Source organism: Sporosarcina sp. YIM B06819 (assembly GCF_033485175.1).
GTDB lineage: Bacteria > Bacillota > Bacilli > Bacillales_A > Planococcaceae > Sporosarcina.
Window position 1 is genome coordinate 135722 of sequence record NZ_JAWLIQ010000008.1, and the last position, 19729, is coordinate 155450.

The window sequence follows — 19729 nt, forward strand, 5'->3', positions numbered from 1 at the left end:
ACCTCCTTCACGGTCGAACGAATGCTTTAATGGTCATCAGCTCTTTCCCAACACTTGGACCATGCGGCTTAATTTTGTACTGTTTTACTGATTCAGGAATAATAAAGGTTTCCCCATAATGCACAACAAAAGGTTCAAAACCGCCATCCATACTTTCGACAACAGCCTCATCTCCCTCAACCAAGTTCAACACATTGACACTACCATGTGTGTCGTGCATCACCTCGCCAGAAAAAGTATGTCTCCTCGTTTCAATAAATTCAGTTTTATGTAAACCGGTTCGTTCTTCCTTCCACACTTCATTCGTGGTCAATACTTCAAACGGATTTACTAGTTCTTGTTCCACCCAATCTTCATCGCGAGAAATCACAATATTTGCTTCTCCGTGATCTAAGTGAACAGGCCTTGGAACCCCGTCTAATCCTACTCGCTCCCAATCCCACAGCTTGAAAGTAAAGCGATTCGGAGTGGCACTAATTTCAAGTACAAGCGCATTAGCCCCCGAACTATGAATCGTCCCCGCTGGTATTGAGTAATGATCATGTTTTTTTACTGTCCGTTGATAAATATAGTCTTCATCAGGAAAGCGACCTTCCCCAGCTTCCGCCTGTCTTAACTGCTGCATTAACGCTTCTTTTTCTACTCCATTTTTAACGCCTAAATAAATGGTAGACTCTTTCTTCGCCTCGAAAATGTAGTAGCTCTCATCCTGCGTATAATGGGCTCCGAAAACATCTTGCACATAGTGTGTGAGAGGATGTACTTGTAAGCTAAGGTTTTGACCGCCCATCGTATCTAGAAAATTAAAGCGAATCGGGAACTGATCACCAAAACGTCCATAGACACGCTCACCTAATACAGGTATCGGATGGCAAAAGACTACATTACTAGCTGGAATCTCTATCCGTACATCTCCAAATTTCAAATACAAACTATTTTCTTCAGGAACTCCATCAAAGCTCCAGGCTAAATTCACTTTTTCTTGACCGACTCCAAAATTTTCCTGCATCCAATGCCCACCCCAAACACCCGGATCGAAAAAAGGCACTAAACGGAACGGTCTATTAGCTATCTGACGTAGAGCTTGATGATAGCTTTGCGCATCAATCATTTTAGGTTGATTTTTTTCATGCGTATCTAAGAAAAAACAAACCTTATGAAATAATTGCTTTTTTAATTTATCTGCCACACGCCAATCAAAGAAATAGCCACGCTTCACCATTCTTAAATGATCTTCTCCAAAATTATCAGCTTGCCAATTACTAAACTCGCCAGAAAGATACCGTTTTTGAATCTCCCATCTTGCTAAATCAGCATAGAGTAAAAGATCAGATTCAAACAGCAACGACGCGCCTACTCCATAGATGATGACTACCTCATCATTGGCAATTCTTGCTTCAATTTCAGCTCTCAATATATCCTGCTTTGCGCAGTCGATAAAATCCGAAAAATGATGGTTGCTCATGACACCAAAAATACGATCATCAGTGACATTCATTTGAACCATCTCAGCAATCTTGTCAGGTCCATAAAATTGTTGGCTAGCTTCAATCACCTGATTTGAAGCCAGTGGTGAAATGAGCTGCTCTAAAAGCTCCGCCTCGTCTACAGTCGGATAACATTCTATTGTTATGACATTAGCATGTAAACGTATCATCTCCAGCTTTATTTTTTGTACAATTTCCTCATAATTATCATAAGCTGGGCGTGCTTCTTTAATTTCTATTTCCGGAAAGGGATTATACATCATAAACCTCCTTCAAATACTTCGCATAAAGTTCATGTCACATGACTTTATGCTATACATTGTAGCATGTGGGGAAGTCTTTCATTGTCTTTTTTAAACCCTTACTAGACCTTGTTTTGGATGCCTTTGTCTTGTTTTTCATTTAAGTTAAGTCTAAATAATAGCGATATTTATTGCCTATATAAAAGCATTCCGTGTATTCATAAAACCCTTGGCTGACCTGCGAGGTAAAACGTACTCTTTTTAATACAGGATCCACTTCTTTAATCTTCAATCTTTTTTGTATGTCACGATTGGGTGCAATAGCTTCAATGTATTCCCTTTTTTGATTCACACTAATGCCTTTTGTGTTTAGATAATCATAGAAGGATGCATAATAATCCTTTGCCTCTAAAGAATAGTCCCGATTATTCACAATATAAGTAATGAAATAAGCAAATACGGATTCTTCATCTCCTCGGATTCGCTTTAAGATTAGAATTTCATCGCCTACTTGACAGTTTAAAAACTTCGAGAGTTTTTTATCAGCGTGAGACACTTCTACTTCAATATGAACTGTTTTTGCGTGTTTACCGCGTTCCTGTAATTCTCGGGTAAACCCTTTGACAATCGTAAAATGGTTTTCTTCTTCTTGAAATGATTTTTTCACAAAAGTCCCTTTTGCTCGTTCACGAATCAACAAATTTTCTTTCATTAATTCATCAATGGCCTTCCGAACTGTAATTCGACTTACATGATAAATATCACATAACTCCATTTCAGTAGGGATTCGTTCACCTTCTTGCCATTTTTCGGTTTGAATATTCAAGCGCATATCGTCAGCAATTTGAGCATATAGCGGATATGCATTCTGATTGTTTACTTTCATCTTTTGCACCCTACTTTCTTGTTTTCTCTTCCATCATTTTCTCTTTAGTTTCTTTCGCTATAAATTTATCATTACTGTCATCTTTAATCCATAACACAAAAACTCTATAGCAGTCTTTAAAAAAATCGAATGCGAAGTAGTAAGAGCTACTTTGCATTCGACCTATTGGTAGTACTATTTATTCTTTACGCCCACCACATATCCGTAGGCTGATCGTTAATTAAGACTGACTTTAAATTAGTGACTGCACGTGCAAATCCTTCATCTATGGACATCAATGGATCTTCATGTTCAATACTGACCACATAATCATAGCCATATGTGCGCAATGCACTCATAATATCAGACCATTCTTGAATGCTATGCCCGCACCCAACAGAACGGAATGTCCATGAACGTGTTTGCACATCTCCATACGGCTGCATGTCTGTTAAGCCATACATATTAACATTTTCTTGATCAATATACGTATCTTTTGCATGGAAATGATGGATGGCATTTTCTTTCCCTAAGATTTTGATTGCCGCAACCGGATCAATTCCTTGCCACCATAGATGACTAGGATCTAAGTTCGCACCAATAGCCGGCGATGTCAGTTCTCTTAGTTTCAGCATCGTATGGGGTGTATGTACTAAAAACCCACCATGCAATTCTAAACCAATCTTGACATTGTTTTCTTCGGCAAGCTGACCAATTTCTTTCCAATAAGGCACTAATTTTTGTTCCCATTGCCAAGTTAAGATATCACTATATTCTGTTGGCCATGGCGTGACAGGCCAATTTGGATATTTTGCATCTTCATGATCACCAGGCGTTCCTGAAAATGCGTTGACCACAGGTACATCTAACAGATTTGCAAGCTGAATTGTTTTTCTTAATGTTTCATCAGAAGCCTTTGCAAATTCAACTTCTGGTGAAATCGGATTACCATGACAACTAAACGCACTAATCGTTAAACCACGTGACTGTACATGCCCCATAAATTCTTTCCTTTTATCCTCACTTGCCAATAGCTCATCCAAATTACAGTGAGCATTGCCCGGATAGCCCCCTGTGCCAATTTCGACTGCTTGCAATCCAGCAGCTTGCACATGATCTAGCATTTCTTCAAATGTTTTATCGGAAAATAGTACAGTAAATACACCTAGCTTCATAATTATTTTCCCTCCAATTTTTAATATTCTTTATCAATAGTATTGAAATCGATTACATTAATTTTAATTGCAAAACTGTTAATTGTCAACATTCCTAGCACTTGAAAGACATTTATTTCCGAAAATACCAGGCTACTGTCTCCATTTATCGAGAGTGAAGCAGCCTGTTTTCTCTTGACATTTTTTTCAATGCACTTTATCCGTCGATTACAAACGTTTTATCATAATTCTGGAATATGAATTTCGACTTCTTTTCCTTGTTCCGCCGATCGTAGTATCCCATCAAGAATTGCTTGGTTATAGAGAATTTCCTCACCTGGAATAGGAGCAGGCTTCCCTTCCTTTATAGCGATGACAAAGTCACGTACCTTGGCATCGAAAATATTAATCTCATGTGCTTCTACTGGGATCTCAGTTTCTATATGTTGACCATCCTCATCCTGATACATATGAATGGAACCAATACCTCCATCCCACGCACCACTCCATGGACCACTACCCGCTGACGTTAACTTCAATCCAGCATCTTTTCCTAGGAAAATCGTAGGTCCAAGTGTATCCATATGCATTGCCCAAGATATTTTGAAATTAAGAATCGCGCCACCTTCCAAACGAATCATCGCAACACCAAAATCCTCAACTTCAAATTTATCGGCTTGAGGATGGTACTTTGGATTTGTTCCAAAATGATTCGATGTATAAGCAGAAACTGTTAATGGCCTCGGATGACCTAATGCATTCAGCGCTAAATCAAGAGAGTACGTTCCGATATCTACCATTGCTCCAGCACCCGCCAATGCTTTACTGACAAACGTGCCATTCGGCATACCGCGTCGACGACCTCCACCAACTTCTACGTAGTAAACATCTCCAAGTTGACCCGATTTAACAATCTCTGTTACTTTTTGCATATTGGGATCATAGCGAGGTTGGAAACCTACAGACAACATTTTGCCAGTCTTTTTAGCAACCTGAACCATTTCAATTCCTTGATCCAGCGTAACCGCCAAAGGTTTTTCAACTAACACATTTTTTCCAGCATTTAATGCATCAATGCTCGTAATATGATGAGCAAAATTCGGCGTACAAATACTGACACCGTCTATCTCTAATTCAAGCATCTGCTCATGATTCTCAAATGCTTGCGCTCCCTCAATTCCTAACTTATCAATGAATCCCTGTGCTTTTCCAGGTACAACATCTGCTACCGCTACAATCTGTACATCATCCATTGCTAGGTAAGCCCTTGCATGGCTCTCCGCAATGCCCCCACTACCAATAATGCCGATTTTAATTACTCTAGTCATACATTATTCCTCCAATAAATAGCTAAATTCTTATCCTATTATCCAGATAAGATCATCGAATTTAGTTTACTTGACCTCTATTTTAATGTCCAGCAAAAATATAATCAATCTTCTAATTTTTTCTTTTATATAGAAACCTCATTAGCAAACAATACTATCCATCGCTAATTTATGTTATAATTTTCTTGATGTAATGGAATGTAAACGTTTACCGAATTGCAAAAACTACATTATGAGGTGATTCTATTTTATGACGACCATTCAAGAAGTGGCTAAACAAGCAGGTGTGTCTGTTGCTACCGTGTCAAGGGTTATTAATACCCCTGGAATTGTGACAGAAAAAACTAGACATAAAGTTGAACAAGTTATTCAACAGTTAAATTATGAGCCAAGCGTACTTGGGCGTAATTTACGAACATCTGAAAGCAGATTACTGCTTGCACTTATCCCAAGTATTTCTAACCCTTTCTACACCGAAATTATTAATGGCATTGAAAACGTTGCTATTGAACAAGGCTATAATATTCTTCTTTGTGCAACGGACTCAAATCCCAATCGAGAAGATATTTACTTTAATCTACTAAAAAGTAAATTAGCAGATGGCATCATTTCAATGGATCCCACTGTGAATAAAACTAAATTACTTGAGCTGGCGAGTAGATATCCAGTTGTCCAATGTAGTGAATATGACGAGGATGGGAGCATCTCCTATGTAACCATTAATAATGAATTAGCCGCTTATCATGCGGTTCGACATTTAATAAAAATCGGGCATAAAAAAATTGCACTCATCAATTCACACAATAAATATTTATATGCACGTGAACGTCGCCGTGGATTTGAGAAAGCATTTAAAGAATTCGATTTACCCATTAATCCTGATTGGATATACAATACAGATAGCCTGGGGTTTGAACAAGGACAACGAGCCATGCGCCATCTGTTAACTGTCTCTGAAAGACCTACTGCTGTCTTTGCCGTATCTGACATACTAGCAATCGGTGCACTAAAAGAAATTAATAATAATAAATTGCATGTCCCTAATGATATCGCTCTCATCGGGTTCGATAAAATCAGTTTTTCAAATATGACCCACCCCACTTTAACGACGATTTCACAGCCAGGGTATACAATGGGATCAACAGCAGCAACTATGCTCATTAATAAAATTAAAGGGAAAGACGTGCAAAGTGTTGTCTTGGATCACGAATTGATTATTAGAGAATCTACATGACATAAAAAGGTTGTAGAAGTATTATTATACTTGCACAACCTTTTTGTTTTTCTAAAAGTCGTCATCCAAAAATCAAATTGAATCCGCTTTGCCTATAGAGCTATGCTAATTAGGCTTGTTTCATAATGCGCTTTAACTCTTTTGCATTTTGTGCAGCACTTTCTACTGGATCACCTGTGAAGTCTTCTTGTTCAACTACAAACCAATCCACATGATGCGTTCTACCTGCTGTAATCAATTGAGCAATATCCAACGTACCAGTGCCTAGTTCAGTCGATACTGGCTTTTCATCGACACGCTTTAGATCTTTAATGTGTAAAGATACACAACGATCCGCATAGTTCTTAATAATAGTTGCTGGGTCCAGTCCTGCATACGCGGCCCAAAAACAATCTAACTCCATTTTTACATGCTTGGGATCTGTGTTGTCAAATAATAATTCAAAACCAGATTTCCCGTCAAACTGCTCAAATTCAAATGCATGATTATGATAGCCAAATGAAAAACCTGCTGCGGCTACTGTCTCCCCAACTTGACTAAATAATTCAGCTGTTCGTTTGTAATCATCTGCTGTTGTACGCATATTTTCTGGTAGATATGGACAAATAAGCAGTCGATTCCCGATTGTATCATGGTAGTCTAATAAGCCATCCAAGTCATTTTGTAATTCTTCAATTTGAACGTGTGCACCCGCCGCTTGTATACCGACCGTATCCATTTTTTCTTTAACCTCTGTTGCAGAATGGCCAAAGAAACCAGCAAATTGAACACCTTCATACCCAAAATGAGCGACTTTCTCCAATACGCCAAGTAAATTCTGTTCAGCTGCTTCTTTAATAGAATACAATTGTAATCCTAAATTCCCCATGTCTTTTCCTCCTCGTAGTTTCCCTATTGATTGGCTGAAAAATAGCGCAAAAAAAGAAGAGAGAGATGACTAGCAAAGTAATTATAAACTTAGTTTATAAGTCATTTTGCTAGTCATACTCTCTCATTTTTCATAACTTCTTCCGTCCATCGTACAAAAGAGTTTGAAACAAAACTTATAGCTCGATTCGACGACCTTCATCGTGTGATTGCAATGCGGCTTCATTAATAAGTGTTAAATTAATAACATCTTCTTTTGTAATCGTTGGTGTTGCACCTGTTTGAATTGCATTTACCCATTGTTCCATAGGGGTTGGCAATCCAGGTAGGATTTCTGTCAACTCACCCGATTTAACTTTTGCACTATTGACGCGGACTTTGTCATCGCTGATAAACAATGATCCTTCTGTTCCGTATACTTCCAACTGGAATGGACTTCCATTACATACGAAACTTGTTTCAATAATACCAAGTGCTCCCGATGAATAATCGACTAATAATGCAGAGTTATCATCTACAGTTGTACTGATTTCTTTTTGGAGGCGTGCATAAACGCCAACTGCTTTTCCAGCTAAACGATTCGTCAAGTAGATTGGATGTGCACCAAGGTCCATCATTGCACCTCCACCAGCTTGTTCCTTATCATAGAAACGTGCTGGCAACCAACCATTCGTTTGCCCTTCTGCTGGAACACCACCAGCGTGAGCAAAACGACAACGAACCATTGTTACTTTACCAACCCAGCCATCATTGATGGATTTTTCAGCATACAAGAAGTTATTATCTGTTAGTCTTGGTAATGATACCATTAACTGAACACCAGCTTCTTCAACAGCTGCATAAATCTCTTCGCAATCCCTCACTGTAAATGCCAACACTTTTTCAGTGAAAATATGTTTTTTATGTTGTGCTGCAGCAATGATTACTTCTTTGTGCATATTTGTGGGAGTGCTGACAACAACTGCATCGATGTTCGGATTCGCCAAAACAGCTTGCAAATCTTGTTCAAATGGAACGTTTAGCTCTTTCGCCCAGTTTTCTCCACGTTTAGCATCTTCATCCCACACCATTTCGATAGATAGGTTATCATTGGCTAGAATATTACCCGCATAATCATCCGCATGGACATGCCATCTACTTAATACAGCTACTTTAATCATTTGTATCACTCACTTTCATTTTTTGTTCAGCTAAGTTTTTCACATAATTTCTTTTGTATCACACAATCTTTCAAACCGAAAGTGATTAGTCAAAATAAACAGCTTTACCTGTTTTAGCAGATTCATAGATTGCCTCTAAAATTTGTGTCACTACAAATGCTTCTTCCGGTTTAACAGTTGGCTCAGTGTCATTCAGGATACATTCAATCCACAAACGTGCTTCAAGGTCTGCATCACTTTCTGATCTTCCATCATAAAATGCAACTCCGCTAGCACCTAATTCTACATTTGTTGTATACAATTTTCCAAGGTCCTCACCATTAATGCGTAAGCCGCCTTTCATGTCTGCTCCGCCTTCTGTTCCACTTAGTGAACATTTTGCTTCGTCAACATCTAGCGTATTTAACGCCCAGCTTGCTTCTAATGTAATCGTTGCACCATTTTCCATCGTTATAAAACCAAATGCAGAATCTTCAACTGTGAATTTCTCCGGATCCCAAGGTCCCCATGCATTTGCTGCATTTTCTTTTTTACCGAGTTTATGGTGAACAGAACCCATAACCGCTTTTGGTTTGTAGTTGTTCATCATCCATAGAGTTAAGTCAAGTGCATGCGTACCGATATCGATAAGCGGGCCTCCACCTTGCTTCTCTTCGTCTAAAAAGACACCCCAAGTTGGAACAGCACGTCTGCGAACTGCATGTGCTTTCGCAAAGTAAATTTCTCCTAAATCACCACGACTTGTGATTTTATGTAAATGCTGACTTTCGGATTTATAGCGGTTATTATAGCCGATTGTTAATTTTTTACCTGTACGTTTTGCGACTTCAACCATTTCAGCTGCTTCTGCAGCTGTTTTAGCCATTGGCTTTTCACATAGAACATGCTTGCCTGCTTCCATTGACGCAATTGAAATTTCAGCATGAGAGATGTTCGGTGTTAACACATGAATAACATCAATTGATGTGTCTTTGAGTAATTCCTTATAATCCTCATACACTTTTGCATCAGCTATTCCATACTGTTTAGCCGCGCTTTCAGCTTTTTCTATTTCAATATCACAAAATGCAACAAGCTCAACCGTTTTTGTTAGTTTGCTTAGACTTGGAAGGTGTTTACCTTGTGCAATTCCCCCACAGCCAATAATACCAATTTTTAGTTTTTTCGTCATTTTTATTTCCCCCTTATAAATGTTTAGTTATTTATTATTAAATTCTATTGGGTTCTACCTAGTACTCACACTGCCTCATTCATTCGAATTTGTTTTTTGATCCCTCCTTTAAAGTTATACTATTGATAACTCTGCTTCCATACAACATGCATGGGATGTATGGGCTTTCATAACAATCCAAAAAGTATCACTTTGTAATCCGCATCTAAAATGATATCGATTACAATTGCAAACAAAAAACAAAAATCGAATTATTAACTTTCTGACTATCTTTTTTAATTTTTGCACGAAGCGAATCAATTGTCAACCAAAATAAAGAAATAAAATACACCTGATGGATACCCTAGATTTGAATTTCAGCTATATAGATCAAGGATTTCGCTGTATACAACAGTTTTTCGGTTTCATCTTACCTTCTATTCAATATAAATCCCAATACCTATGATTTATACTTCATTCAATGTAATCCATCCTCAAGAAAGCCGACTTACTCTTTAAGATGCCGAATAGAAGGTGTTATCGTTTACACGTTGCTGCCGATATTCTCTAGACCAAAAAACGAGTAAACAAATTAGGAGAATACCCGTGGCCCAATATAGCCAACGAAGCCCTATAAAATTAATCACCAAATAACTGATTAACGGTCCTAGTGCTGAGCCAAGATCGAGAACTAGCGTGTAATAGGTCATTGTTTTAACGGATGAAAAATCACTTGATAAATCCACTGCAAGCGAATCACTCGTTGTGATTAATAAAGTAGAGACAATTTGAAATATAAAAATCACCAGAACGAAAACAATAAATGGAATTTTAAGTGGAATAATCAGCAAACAAATAATACCAACTAGCAACGCAAATCGTAACAGGGGTATTCTGCCGAACCTTTGATCCGACAACTTGCCAAAGAATGGTGCTAGGAAAGGATCCATCCCCATTCGAATCGATTGTAACACCCCCGCAACAGCAACAACACTAATTGTATATGTCAAAAAAGTAATATTGTCCCCAAATTGATATTCAACAACTTTACTTACTGTCGAAGAAAATATTCCGTATACAACAAAAGCTACGAGTAAACCGTTTAATAGTACTGCGACAAGTTTTTTTCGATTAACACCAATCGTCGAATGTTGCTCTTGTTGCCCCTGTTTATTCATTTCGGACCCACTAATCGTATTAGGTACATATCGAATGACAAAAGGGATGCTGCAAACTCCCAAAATCGCAAAAACGGTCGTGATTGTTTGAATACCCACTATTTCCGTAAAGAGACCACCGATTAACATACCAAATAATGCACCTAAACCCCAAAGACCATTATATAAGCCCATAAAATGCCCTCTTGTTTTTCGGTCACTGCATGCAATCACAGTTAAGTAACCACCTAAACGAAGAAATGACCAGGCAATCCCCCATAAAATTCGCGCAGCAAGTAGTAACCAAAAACCTTTGAGGACACCGTAGGAATAGGTTGAAATAACCGCTATCACTACTGCAATCAATAAACCTGTTCTTTTATTAATATTTTGATAACACCAACCTACTAAAGAATTAATGGGTAGGCGGATAATTCGATTCGCCGAAAGTAGCGCACCAATTTGCCATAATGACGTCAGCCCAAAAAACTTCCAATAAATCGGCATAACAATAAACAACATTTCGTTGCCCAATAAACTTACCGCAGTAATCAAAGCAATAATCACAATAGGCTTTTTATCTGCCACTCCATTTTCCATACGATTATTCGTACTTCCTTTCAAAGCCTATTTAAAGCATGGTAATAGGCTTTTGAATTGAATAACTATTTTCTGTGTAAACGGGGGCTGACCGAAGCCATCCCCTCCCTAACACCCTAGAAGAATCAATAAGATAGCTATAGTTTGTTAGTTTACTTTATGCGTATGGCTATAACGAGAGGTGACTTCCCCATTATCTTGGCGAATCCAAGATTCAAAACGGTGCTCGCCTTCGAACAACTTAATCACCCTAGCGCCGCGTTCCAATGCCCCATACACATTGTAACCAGCACTGCGACCATAACATAACGATATCCCGTGGAGCTCTCCACAATAATCATTATCATGATCATGCCCTACAAAAGTACCCATGACGTTTTCGGCTTCAAGAATGGCAGCAAATAATCCGCTATTGACTTGCGGACTACAAACCTGCTCCAATTTATGCCCGGAAACTTTTCCAACTTCCAGGACTTCTTTATATTCTGGTAACGGGATATGGAAAAAGGCTAATGCTGGAAGCTGCTTTGTCGATGCATCGGCATACTTCCGGGATTCAGCAGTAAACCAACTTACTTGATCTGAATGAATCCACCCGTAATTCCCAATATTTTTCGGGGCATAAGCTCCAGAGTCTAAAAAATATAATACGGCTCCTTCTTCTTCATTTGCTGATTGAACAGTGAGCGTGTAGTTGCCTACCCCATGTATATTTTCTGGACCTCGTTCAGCGATGGAAAGTTCATAGCCTTTTTGAATTTCGAACAATTCTTCTCGTGTAATATTGGCTTCAGAATCATGATTGCCGTAAACAATAGCAAATGGGATACCCCATTGAGAAACATAATCTAATACCCTACGATACGACTGATCCGAACCCTCCGCTTCACTCCAAATAAGATCTCCCGTAATGACAATCAAATCAGGCATTTCATGTTGAATAATTTCAGTGATTCCTTTAAATGTCCGAACATCCGCCGGATTCCCGTCATTAGCTCCTATATGCAAGTCTGTTAATTGAACAATTTTAAATGAACCATCTTGTCGAAACGCTAATTTTGATGTCATCGTCTTATCTCCTTTGTGGCTAATCTGATAATTGATTTACATGACAATGTATTACTTAAATAGCAATAAAGTATTCTATAAATTTCACTCCGGTATTTAATTGTTCAACCTATAGAATTGGATACAATCATTTTGATGGGACTAGCAATTATAATGATGATATCGATTACACTATTTTTGCAACGGCACATAAATCAATAACTTATTTTCCCATTCATTCTTACACGAATTATTTGAATAGTCAACCCGTTTAACAAGTGTATTGATTAACTAAAAATAACTTAATTTACTACTAGGCACTTCGTGTACAGTTGCTTCTGGATCGCTTTTGGTTGAACGACTTCTATACAACAACCGTGCTATTTTTATGCATAGGGATGCGACTGCGCCGCATCCCTATGCATTTCTTTCGGTAATCGTATGGTGGTCGTTCACCCGCCGCTCTCCAAAAACGCAGATACTCGAAGTGCTAATGCTTTTTGGGAAAAGGGAATAGAGGGTTTCTGAACTAGAGAGGGCCGCCAAAGATACAATTTTGGCGGCTGAATCTTTTACCATGGTCTTTTCTATTTTTATTTTGAGAAGTGTCACTTTTTTTAAGCTTGCAAAAAGTAAAGTAGGAATACCTTGTACATAGTACAAAAGTGCCCGAAATTGCATCTTCGGGCACTTACAATCTTTATAAAAAGTCCTCTATTCTTTTCTTTCCAAGTAGCTGCATTTTTCACTTAAGCATTGTAGGTACGCGACAGACAACTATTCATAACAAGATGACCGAAAAAAGTATGGCTAGAAATGACGAAGTCGTTTCTAGCCATGCTTGCTCCTCGTTAATTATGTCTTGAATATTTCGCCGAAAGCGAACCGGAAATGATTTAGTGAAAAAGGTGGTTTTCAAGCTTTCCTTTACTATGAACTATACAAGTAAATGGTTAATCAACAAACATGCCCGTTTAACAACTAAGGACAACTTTAAAAATCTTTCTACCAACATTCCTGTTGACTACTGCACCTATGGTAGACAAATTTTACTACAAGTTCTAAATCGATTGCCTCTTTGCCTATTAAAAGTATAACAACTAGTATACTTAAAATATATCCACTAATCTGAATAATTCACACTTTCTTCATCTTGCGGATGCTATACTGCTTTTAGCATAAGGAGGCGTTCTAGATATGACTGTTCAGAAAGTTCGTTGGGGCATTATGAGTACAGCAAGTATCGCAAAGCGTTCTGTGATTCCTGGGATCCAGGAATCGAAACGCAATATCGTAGAGGCTGTGGCTAGTCGTTCATTGACGACTGCCCAAGCATTCGCACAGGATCTCGGGATTCCGAAAGCCTATGGAAATTATGAAGAATTACTGGCTGATCCTGAAATTGATGCCGTTTACATCCCACTTCCAAATTATTTGCATAAGGAATGGACACTGAAAGCTGCCGCGGCGGGCAAACATATTTTATGCGAGAAGCCCATCGCATTAGATGCAATAGAAGCTGCTGAAATGGCTGAAGCTTGCCAACAAGCTGGAGTCATTTTGGCGGAAGCTTTTATGTATCGCCATCAAAAAAGATATACAGCCATTAAAGAGAGGATTGCAAATGGCGACATTGGAGATGTGCGTGCTATACGCGGAGTGTTCACATTTAACGGTGCTGGCAATGCTGGCAATATCCGCTTCACTAAAGAATGGGGCGGCGGATCTATTTATGATGTAGGCTGTTATCCAATTAGTGCTGCTAGATTCTTACTAGATGAAGAGCCTTCAGCAGTAACCGCCCATGCCCTATTCTCCCCGATTCACGGGGATGTCGATATGATGGCTTCCGGAATGATGGAGTTTTCCAATGGCGTGGCGCTGACATTTGATTGTGGGATGTGGGCTGAATTCCGTAATGAGCTCGAAGTTGTCGGAACAGCGGGTAGAATTGTAATGAAAAATGCCTTTATTGGCGATCAATCATATGAAGTCATCAAAGGTGGGCAAACAGAAATCATTGCTGATGATAATCAAAATTCCTATGCACTCCAAGCAGACAGCTTTGCCGACAGCGTACTAGATGGCAAACCTGCTCTTTTCTCAATGGAAGATATTGTGAACAACATGAAAGCTGTAAAAGCCACACTTGAGTCAGCCGAAAGGCATGAACGAATTCTTTTATAACTGGAGGATAGACATGCGAAGCATTCATATTGATAATGTGGAACAAGCCATAACAGGACTTGTGATGGGAACGGATTACTTTACACCAGACATCATGGACAACGTGACAGAAGTATTAGAGGATTATATTAAAATCGGCGGCAACATTCTAGATACAGCTTTTGTTTATGCAGGCGGGAAAAGCGAACAAGCCATTGGTATTTGGATGGAAGAAAACAAACGCCGTGATGATGTATTATTGCTGACAAAAGGAGGCCATCCCAATGAACATGGTCCCCAAATCAACAAAACAGCCATTGATGAAGAACTGAAAATCAGTTTGGACAGGCTGCGAACAGATTCTGTTGAGCTGTATGCCCTTCATCGTGATGACCCTACTGTACCTGTAGGCGAAATACTGGAAATATTAAATGAGCATGTAGAAGCTGGTAAAATAGGTGCTTTCGGAGGCTCTAACTGGTCCATTGAGCGACTTCAAGAAGCCAATGACTATGCAAAGAAGCATGGATTAGTCGGTTTTTCCTTTAGTAGTCCTAACTTAAGCCTTGCAAAAGCGCAAGCACCTTATTGGGCGGGTTGTGTATCCGTCGATGATTCTATTCTGGCCTGGCATGAACAATCCAACCTTCCTATTCTCTCATGGTCTGCGCAAGCACGTGGCTTTTTCACGGGGCGTTTTACGCCAGAAGATCGATCGAACGAAAACCTGGTGCGAGTATTTTATAACGACGCTAACTGGGAACGCTATCGTCGGGCAGAGCAGTTGGCAAAAGAAAAGGGTGTGGAAACCATCCAAATCAGCTTAGCCTATGTACTCAATCAATCATTTCCAACCGCTGCAATTATTGGACCACAAAATCATAAAGAAATGGTGTCCTGCCGAGAAGCCGCCAATCTTGTCTTAACAGAAGATGAAATTATATGGCTTGACCTGCGAACGCTATAAACAAAAAACATCAAACATACCCGAACTCTAGTACTCTACACCATTTGAGTATGTTGTTCGACTATGTAGCACTCTATAGCCTACGACTTTCTCCAGCGTCTACTGGTAAAGATCTTTCTATTAGATTACAAATCTATTTAAATAAAATCAGCACCTTATGCTACAGTTAATTGGAAAACTTATTAAAATAATTAAATATGAGGGTGAAGTAAATGAATGTATTAGCAGTAGATATTGGTGGAACATCTATATAGATGTGTATGATAGATTGCAATGGACAAGCATCTACATTTTAAAAAAATTGACTCTGAAGCAATGAAAGGCGGACAACACTTAGTTGATAATTTCATGAAGGTTATCACTGAAACGTATACAGGATTTAACGCCATTGGAATCAGTACGGCTAGTCAAGTTAATAGTGAAGAAGGCACTATTCTTTATGCAAACGAAAACTTTTCTGGCTATACAGGCATGAATGTCAAAGCATTGTTTGAAAATAACTTCGGTGTCACCGTGCAGGTTGGCTACAAAACATCCGGTTAGCATTTTTTCTTATGCCAACCGGATGTTTTGCAATTTTAATAATATCTTCGCCAATAATCAAACCATATATTTCCCAATCCAGTAATACCAACACTTTCAGTTTGCTTATTTTTTTATCAGTTCTAACTAAAAATTCTATAATCATTGCAATTAAGGTTACCTATAACTTTTAGCAATTTTATTATATTTATTTTTTCAGCACTTCCTTTCGCTTTATATTCTTTATATGCTTTATATCTGGCGCTTATTGAATTTTCCCACATGCTAAACAGGGACCTCAGACCAACCCGTTTATGGGGTTATGATGGAACATTTCCGGGTTCTATAGTCAAAGTGATGACGAATAAAAAAGTGTATGTTAAATGGATGAACGATCTGCCCAGCAAGTTCTTTCTACCTATTAATACACGATTCAAGGGTCCGAAATAACTCTTCCATAGGGTAGAAGCGTTGTAGATTTACATAGAGGAAGAACACCTGCCCATAGTGACGGTTACCCCAAAGCATAGCTCACAAGAGATATATACGTATCCGAACAATGAGCGAGCCACAACGTTGTGGTATGACGACCACACGATGGGAATTCCAAGATTAAACGTTTATGCGGGAACCGCGAGCTTCTATCTCATTCGCGACTTTCAAGAACAAGTCCATTCCGATTTCCACCCAGTCACATTAAATGATGCTAATCATGTTCATACCTCTTTACGCTACAATCGATTCTATTAATTGATTAACAAAAATAACTGTTTCTTTCCACCCTCATTAGCCTTTTGCTGTAAGTGATCTGTATAGTCAATCCATTTCAATCTTTTACATCTTATTTCAACCTTTTCGGTTAACTCTATTTCAATAGTGTTGATCAGACGAACCACTTTATTAATAGGCAAATCAAAATGGCGGCCTGCAAGCTCGTACGGAGAGTATTCCACTAAAATATTAAGAAAATGATCCGGTGTATCTGCACTTTGGACCAAAAAATCTTCTATCTCGATGACAAACTGATACAGGTTCCTTCTTTCTTCCGACAGATTTTTAACCTCGCTTCTTAACAAAGACGCCATTAGACGCTCATTCATTTCCCACACCTCAGATAATTTTTACCAACTTGCTTTTTTAACACCTGGTAGTTGACCTTTATGTGCAAGCTCTCGGAAGGCAATGCGCGACATGTTAAATTTCCGCATATATCCTCTTGGTCTTCCCGTCAATTCGCACCGGTTTTTCAACCGTGTCGGGGAAGAGTTCTTAGGTAGCTTATTTAAAGATTCATAGTCACCTTTCTCCTTCAATTCTTTACGAAGTACCGCATAATGAGCAACCAATTCCCGTTGCCTTTTGTCTTTCGCCACCTTGGATTTCTTCGCCATTCTATTTCCACTCCTTAATTAGTAATCATTCCGATTTAAAAACATTTAAATTTTTTTTACTTTGTTTCTCTATGAAGTGTGACTTTTCTCAAACGCGGGCAGTATTTCTTTAATTCAATACGCTCGGGATTATTGCGTTTGTTTTTTGTCGTGACATAATTGCGATCTCCTGACTCTGTACAGGCCAATGTAATATTCACTCTCATAACTTACTCCTCCTCTAGGTTAAACTCTGATTTAGAAAACAGGCAATGGGTCTGCTAAACTTGCCCAATCTTGTATTAATTCTTCTTCTGTAAGTAAGCAATTGTCCAAGCCTTCCGTAATTTCCGACTGATTCATTCCAATACCAATTAAGACTAATTCATTCATTTTTTCACCAGATTCTTCATCCCAAATTCCGGCTCTTTCAATCCCTAAAGATGGACCCGCCTGGGAAATTAAAACCGCAATATCATTGCGAGTAGCCAACCAAAGAAATCCTTTTGCACGGACAACTTCAACCGGCCATTGTAAAAGCCAATTCCTTAAGCGCTCCGGATGAAATGGTATTTGACTCCGGTAAACAAACGATGCGATTCCATACTCTTCAGTCTCGGGAACATGCTCATCGTTCAGCTCTTTGATCCATCCAGCACCGTGACTCGAGGTCTCAAAATCAAACAATCCTGTGTCAAGCACTTCACTTAGTGCTAGTTGGGATTGCACCGTTTCGATGACCTTCGCATCAGGGTTTAACGCGTGAAGAACTCCTTTCAACTCGCCTACCTTATCCTTAGGAATTAAATCCGTCTTGTTCAGCAACAGCACATTAGCAAATTCAATCTGGTCGATGAGCAGATCAGCAATCTCCCGTTCATCGTCTTCCGTGGCGGCCTCTCGCCGTTCAAGTAAAGTTTCTCCAGAAGTGAAATCTTGCCAAAATGCGTTGGCGTCTACAACGGTAACCATTGTATCTAACCGACAAAGCTTTGACAAATCGATGCCCAGTGTTTCGTCTATATAGGTAAATGTCTGTGCTACCGGGATCGGCTCACTGATCCCCGAAGATTCGATGACGATGTAGTCAATATCACCAAGAGCTGCCAACTTTTCCACCTCGAGAACTAAATCCTCTCGAAGCGTGCAGCAAATACAACCATTTTGTAACTCCACCAATTTTTCTTCTGTGCGTGAAAAACCACCCTGTTTAATCAAAGAAGCATCGATATTCACTTCACTCATATCATTGACAATGACAGCGACTTTCAGCTCGTCGCGATTGCGTAAAATATGATTTAATAAAGTCGTCTTCCCGGAACCTAAATAGCCACTTAACACCGTGACGGGTATCCTTTTTTTCATTTCCCCACTCCTCTCTTTAATTATTTCCCAATGCTTCCGCAAGTGTTGCAATATTGTATTCCATCAAAGATAAATAATCCGCTTTATTTTCCACATCCTCAATTGTTAGAACACCAAGATTATGCAACATCAATGAATCCGCTCCAATTTCCTTTCGAATGACGTCAGTTAGTTTAGAGGAGACGTTTTGTTCGAATAAAACATATTTCACGTCATGCGCTTTCGCGTATTCAACGAGAGAGGCCAGTTCCTTTTGTGAAGGTTCACTTTGCGAATTTAATCCGGCAACCGCTACTTGTTCAAGGCCATACGTATCAGCAATATAACCAAAAGCTGCGTGTGAAACGAAAAACGTTTTTAAAGATGCGTTGGAAACCATATCTTTAAAATTTTGGTCAAGTACGAGTAAATCCTTCTTTAGTGCTTCAAAGTTTTCCTCAAATGCATCCTTTTTGTTAGGAGCTGCCTCGATGAGTGAGTCTTTAATTGTTGTTGCAAGCTCTATACTTAGTATAGGAGAAATCCACACATGAGGGTCGAATTCCCCATCATAATGGCCACCATGTTCATCCCATTCATGTCCGTCCTCTTCGTGATCATGGCCTTCATGATCATCTGATTCATGTCCGTTCTCTTCGTGATTATGTCCTTCGCCCAGCGACTCTTCGGAGATATCATCAGCGACTGCGACCATTTTGACCTGTTCGCCTTTCATTGTTTTCTCGGCATTCTCCACAAATCCTTCAAGCCCAAGTCCGATATAAAAGAATAAATCTGAATCAGCGAGTGCTATCATATCCTTTTGCGTAGGTTCAAATGTATGCTCATCAGCCCCAGGTGGATAAATCGAGTGTACATCGACCGCGTCCCCACCAATCCGCTCCGTGAAATATTGAAGCGGGTAGACAGTTGTATAGACGGTTAAAACGTCTATGTTTTCTTCCGGTTCTATTTTCTCTTTCATCTGCCCTTTGTTGCCGCATGCTGCAAGCAATAGTAGTGCGATAACTGATAAAATAGAAAAAAACTTTTTGTTCATTGAATTTAT

At 39.1% G+C, this 19729-nt stretch carries 20 protein-coding genes; 6 read left to right on the plus strand and 14 right to left on the minus strand.

Annotated features, from left to right (window positions below; all coding sequences use genetic code 11):
• Nucleotides 1-7: 7 nt before the first annotated feature.
• The 4 genes from R2B72_RS06875 to R2B72_RS06890 form a co-directional block, all read right to left on the minus strand.
• A complete protein-coding gene (locus tag R2B72_RS06875) occupies nucleotides 8-1747 on the minus strand; it encodes a class I mannose-6-phosphate isomerase (RefSeq protein WP_318615690.1) in 1740 nt (579 codons plus the stop codon).
• Between the two features lie 142 nt (nucleotides 1748-1889).
• Nucleotides 1890-2615: a GntR family transcriptional regulator gene (locus tag R2B72_RS06880; RefSeq protein WP_318615691.1), complete on the minus strand. Its 726-nt coding sequence runs from the start codon at nucleotides 2613-2615 to the stop codon at nucleotides 1890-1892.
• A gap of 185 nt (nucleotides 2616-2800) precedes the next feature.
• Nucleotides 2801-3769, minus strand: a complete 969-nt coding sequence (locus R2B72_RS06885) for a sugar phosphate isomerase/epimerase (RefSeq protein ID WP_318615692.1) — start codon at nucleotides 3767-3769, stop codon at nucleotides 2801-2803.
• 221 nt (nucleotides 3770-3990) lie between these two features.
• A complete protein-coding gene (locus tag R2B72_RS06890; RefSeq protein WP_318615693.1) occupies nucleotides 3991-5076 on the minus strand; it encodes a Gfo/Idh/MocA family oxidoreductase in 1086 nt (361 codons plus the stop codon).
• Between the two features lie 250 nt (nucleotides 5077-5326).
• Here R2B72_RS06890 and R2B72_RS06895 point away from each other — a divergent pair, with 250 nt between their 5' ends.
• Nucleotides 5327-6310 carry a LacI family DNA-binding transcriptional regulator gene (locus R2B72_RS06895; protein ID WP_318615694.1) on the plus strand — a complete coding sequence of 328 codons (984 nt, stop codon included), beginning with the start codon at nucleotides 5327-5329 and terminating at the stop codon, nucleotides 6308-6310.
• 109 nt (nucleotides 6311-6419) lie between these two features.
• Here the strand turns inward: R2B72_RS06895 and R2B72_RS06900 are convergent, their stop codons facing one another.
• From R2B72_RS06900 to R2B72_RS06920, 5 genes are all read right to left on the minus strand, one after another.
• Nucleotides 6420-7178: a sugar phosphate isomerase/epimerase gene (locus R2B72_RS06900; protein ID WP_318615695.1), complete on the minus strand. Its 759-nt coding sequence runs from the start codon at nucleotides 7176-7178 to the stop codon at nucleotides 6420-6422.
• 175 nt (nucleotides 7179-7353) lie between these two features.
• Nucleotides 7354-8337: a Gfo/Idh/MocA family oxidoreductase gene (locus tag R2B72_RS06905; RefSeq protein WP_318615696.1), complete on the minus strand. Its 984-nt coding sequence runs from the start codon at nucleotides 8335-8337 to the stop codon at nucleotides 7354-7356.
• Between the two features lie 85 nt (nucleotides 8338-8422).
• Complete coding sequence (locus R2B72_RS06910) at nucleotides 8423-9508, minus strand: Gfo/Idh/MocA family oxidoreductase (protein WP_318615697.1); 1086 nt, start codon at nucleotides 9506-9508, stop codon at nucleotides 8423-8425.
• A gap of 494 nt (nucleotides 9509-10002) precedes the next feature.
• Nucleotides 10003-11244 carry an MFS transporter gene (locus tag R2B72_RS06915; protein ID WP_318615698.1) on the minus strand — a complete coding sequence of 414 codons (1242 nt, stop codon included), beginning with the start codon at nucleotides 11242-11244 and terminating at the stop codon, nucleotides 10003-10005.
• A gap of 147 nt (nucleotides 11245-11391) precedes the next feature.
• A complete protein-coding gene (locus tag R2B72_RS06920) occupies nucleotides 11392-12312 on the minus strand; it encodes a metallophosphoesterase family protein (protein ID WP_318615699.1) in 921 nt (306 codons plus the stop codon).
• Between the two features lie 1176 nt (nucleotides 12313-13488).
• Here R2B72_RS06920 and R2B72_RS06925 point away from each other — a divergent pair.
• From R2B72_RS06925 to R2B72_RS06945, 5 genes are all read left to right on the plus strand, one after another.
• Entirely contained in the window at nucleotides 13489-14478 is a 990-nt protein-coding gene (locus tag R2B72_RS06925; RefSeq protein WP_318615700.1) for a Gfo/Idh/MocA family oxidoreductase, read from the plus strand.
• Nucleotides 14479-14491: 13 nt separating this feature from the next.
• The gene (locus R2B72_RS06930; protein ID WP_318615701.1) at nucleotides 14492-15424 is read left to right on the plus strand and encodes an aldo/keto reductase; all 933 of its coding nucleotides are present in this window, start codon (nucleotides 14492-14494) and stop codon (nucleotides 15422-15424) included.
• A gap of 273 nt (nucleotides 15425-15697) precedes the next feature.
• Nucleotides 15698-15967 carry a hypothetical protein gene (locus R2B72_RS06935; RefSeq protein ID WP_318615702.1) on the plus strand — a complete coding sequence of 90 codons (270 nt, stop codon included), beginning with the start codon at nucleotides 15698-15700 and terminating at the stop codon, nucleotides 15965-15967.
• 261 nt (nucleotides 15968-16228) lie between these two features.
• The gene (locus R2B72_RS06940) at nucleotides 16229-16396 is read left to right on the plus strand and encodes a multicopper oxidase domain-containing protein (RefSeq protein ID WP_318615703.1); all 168 of its coding nucleotides are present in this window, start codon (nucleotides 16229-16231) and stop codon (nucleotides 16394-16396) included.
• Nucleotides 16397-16453: 57 nt separating this feature from the next.
• Nucleotides 16454-16696, plus strand: a complete 243-nt coding sequence (locus tag R2B72_RS06945) for a hypothetical protein (RefSeq protein WP_318615704.1) — start codon at nucleotides 16454-16456, stop codon at nucleotides 16694-16696.
• On the opposite strand, the gene R2B72_RS06950 is transcribed toward R2B72_RS06945, so the two are convergent.
• Genes R2B72_RS06950 through R2B72_RS06970 form a run of 5 tightly spaced genes read right to left on the minus strand, consistent with a single transcriptional unit; the run spans nucleotide 16693 to nucleotide 19720 of the window.
• Nucleotides 16693-17046: a hypothetical protein gene (locus R2B72_RS06950; RefSeq protein WP_318615705.1), complete on the minus strand. Its 354-nt coding sequence runs from the start codon at nucleotides 17044-17046 to the stop codon at nucleotides 16693-16695. The genes R2B72_RS06945 and R2B72_RS06950 overlap by 4 nt on opposite strands.
• A 21-nt stretch (nucleotides 17047-17067) precedes the next feature.
• Nucleotides 17068-17337, minus strand: a complete 270-nt coding sequence (rpsN, locus tag R2B72_RS06955) for a 30S ribosomal protein S14 (protein ID WP_318615706.1) — start codon at nucleotides 17335-17337, stop codon at nucleotides 17068-17070.
• Nucleotides 17338-17393: 56 nt separating this feature from the next.
• The gene (rpmG, locus tag R2B72_RS06960) at nucleotides 17394-17543 is read right to left on the minus strand and encodes a 50S ribosomal protein L33 (protein ID WP_318615707.1); all 150 of its coding nucleotides are present in this window, start codon (nucleotides 17541-17543) and stop codon (nucleotides 17394-17396) included.
• A gap of 31 nt (nucleotides 17544-17574) precedes the next feature.
• Nucleotides 17575-18681: a GTP-binding protein gene (locus R2B72_RS06965; protein ID WP_318615708.1), complete on the minus strand. Its 1107-nt coding sequence runs from the start codon at nucleotides 18679-18681 to the stop codon at nucleotides 17575-17577.
• Between the two features lie 16 nt (nucleotides 18682-18697).
• Nucleotides 18698-19720, minus strand: a complete 1023-nt coding sequence (locus R2B72_RS06970) for a metal ABC transporter solute-binding protein, Zn/Mn family (protein WP_318615710.1) — start codon at nucleotides 19718-19720, stop codon at nucleotides 18698-18700.
• Nucleotides 19721-19729: the final 9 nt, after the last annotated feature.

Coding starts and splice junctions, on each gene's coding strand:
- R2B72_RS06875 (WP_318615690.1), bottom strand. CDS start 1,747: ATGTATAATCCCTTTCCGGAAATAGAAATTAAAGAAGCACGCCCAGCT.
- R2B72_RS06880 (WP_318615691.1), bottom strand. CDS start 2,615: ATGAAAGTAAACAATCAGAATGCATATCCGCTATATGCTCAAATTGCT.
- R2B72_RS06885 (WP_318615692.1), bottom strand. CDS start 3,769: ATGAAGCTAGGTGTATTTACTGTACTATTTTCCGATAAAACATTTGAA.
- R2B72_RS06890 (WP_318615693.1), bottom strand. CDS start 5,076: ATGACTAGAGTAATTAAAATCGGCATTATTGGTAGTGGGGGCATTGCG.
- R2B72_RS06895 (WP_318615694.1), top strand. CDS start 5,327: ATGACGACCATTCAAGAAGTGGCTAAACAAGCAGGTGTGTCTGTTGCT.
- R2B72_RS06900 (WP_318615695.1), bottom strand. CDS start 7,178: ATGGGGAATTTAGGATTACAATTGTATTCTATTAAAGAAGCAGCTGAA.
- R2B72_RS06905 (WP_318615696.1), bottom strand. CDS start 8,337: ATGATTAAAGTAGCTGTATTAAGTAGATGGCATGTCCATGCGGATGAT.
- R2B72_RS06910 (WP_318615697.1), bottom strand. CDS start 9,508: ATGACGAAAAAACTAAAAATTGGTATTATTGGCTGTGGGGGAATTGCA.
- R2B72_RS06915 (WP_318615698.1), bottom strand. CDS start 11,244: ATGGAAAATGGAGTGGCAGATAAAAAGCCTATTGTGATTATTGCTTTG.
- R2B72_RS06920 (WP_318615699.1), bottom strand. CDS start 12,312: ATGACATCAAAATTAGCGTTTCGACAAGATGGTTCATTTAAAATTGTT.
- R2B72_RS06925 (WP_318615700.1), top strand. CDS start 13,489: ATGACTGTTCAGAAAGTTCGTTGGGGCATTATGAGTACAGCAAGTATC.
- R2B72_RS06930 (WP_318615701.1), top strand. CDS start 14,492: ATGCGAAGCATTCATATTGATAATGTGGAACAAGCCATAACAGGACTT.
- R2B72_RS06935 (WP_318615702.1), top strand. CDS start 15,698: ATGGACAAGCATCTACATTTTAAAAAAATTGACTCTGAAGCAATGAAA.
- R2B72_RS06940 (WP_318615703.1), top strand. CDS start 16,229: ATGCTAAACAGGGACCTCAGACCAACCCGTTTATGGGGTTATGATGGA.
- R2B72_RS06950 (WP_318615705.1), bottom strand. CDS start 17,046: ATGAATGAGCGTCTAATGGCGTCTTTGTTAAGAAGCGAGGTTAAAAAT.
- rpsN (WP_318615706.1), bottom strand. CDS start 17,337: ATGGCGAAGAAATCCAAGGTGGCGAAAGACAAAAGGCAACGGGAATTG.
- rpmG (WP_318615707.1), bottom strand. CDS start 17,543: ATGAGAGTGAATATTACATTGGCCTGTACAGAGTCAGGAGATCGCAAT.
- R2B72_RS06965 (WP_318615708.1), bottom strand. CDS start 18,681: ATGAAAAAAAGGATACCCGTCACGGTGTTAAGTGGCTATTTAGGTTCC.
- R2B72_RS06970 (WP_318615710.1), bottom strand. CDS start 19,720: ATGAACAAAAAGTTTTTTTCTATTTTATCAGTTATCGCACTACTATTG.